General features: G+C 77.8%; 1 protein-coding gene. It reads left to right on the top strand.

Annotated elements, in window-relative coordinates; translation table 11 throughout:
* Positions 1-514, top strand: a 514-nt coding sequence (locus M878_RS87810; RefSeq protein WP_023553075.1) for a polyprenyl synthetase family protein, incomplete at both ends; no start/stop codon positions are given.

The following is a 514-nucleotide window of genomic DNA, read 5'->3' as shown; positions in this document are numbered from 1 at the left end:
TGGCGGTGCTCGGCGCCGAGGCGGCGGGCGCCGACGGGCGGGCCGGTGTCCCGGCGGCGGTGGCGGTGGAACTGGTGCATGCCTTCTCACTGCTGCACGACGACATCATGGACGGCGACCCGACCCGGCGCCGTCGCCCCGCCGTGTGGAAGGCGTACGGCACGGGCCCGGCGGTGCTCGCCGGTGACGCCCTGTTCGCGCTGGCGGTGGAGACCCTCGCCACCGTGCCGCAGGGGGCCGGCGCCGTACGGCTGCTGTCGGCGGCGCTCGCCGATCTGGTGCGCGGGCAGGCCGACGACCTGCTGTTCGCCGCCCGGCCGTGCACCGGTCCGGAGCGGGTGACCCCCGGCGAGTACCGGGCGATGGCGGAGGGCAAGACGGGCGCGCTGCTGGGCTGTGCCGCCGCGCTGGGCGCCGTGCTCGGCGGGGCGGACGAGACCACGGCCGGCGCGCTGGACCGGGCCGGACGGCATCTCGGCGTCGCCTACCAGCTGGTCGACGACGTGCTGGGCCT

It is taken from the genome of Streptomyces roseochromogenus subsp. oscitans DS 12.976, assembly GCF_000497445.1.
Lineage (GTDB): Bacteria > Actinomycetota > Actinomycetes > Streptomycetales > Streptomycetaceae > Streptomyces > Streptomyces oscitans.
The sequence above is the reverse complement of the archived record's forward strand: the minus strand, read 5'-3'. Positions and strand labels throughout refer to the sequence as shown.